Source organism: Xenorhabdus littoralis, assembly GCF_033949345.1.
In the GTDB taxonomy this organism is placed as follows: Bacteria; Pseudomonadota; Gammaproteobacteria; order Enterobacterales; family Enterobacteriaceae; genus Xenorhabdus; species Xenorhabdus littoralis.
Genome location: NZ_VCDP01000319.1, coordinates 1 through 216 on the forward strand (window position 1 = coordinate 1; position 216 = coordinate 216).

Annotated in this window: 1 protein-coding gene; it reads right to left on the reverse strand. The window is 28.2% G+C overall.

Features of this window, described 5'->3' with window-relative positions:
* Nucleotides 1-200 (reverse strand): hypothetical protein (locus FE394_RS19740; RefSeq protein WP_319927997.1); only part of this gene is annotated, 200 nt, incomplete at its 3' end.
* Nucleotides 201-216 lie beyond the last annotated feature (16 nt).

Here is a 216-nt window from a genome sequence, read left to right on the forward strand (position 1 = left end):
ATTAATCTAACTAATTGCTGATCTCTATCTCCAACGCTTGTTTCAATCATCTTAGTTTGATTTGATTGTTCATTTAATTTAATAGTTAATTCATCGATTTTATTATTCTGCATTAAAATCAATTCCTTTAACTCTTCAATCGCCTTATTATCCCCTCCATTTTCAGGAGATATATCGGTTATAACTTGATTCTTATTCAAAATACCAAACTCTTCA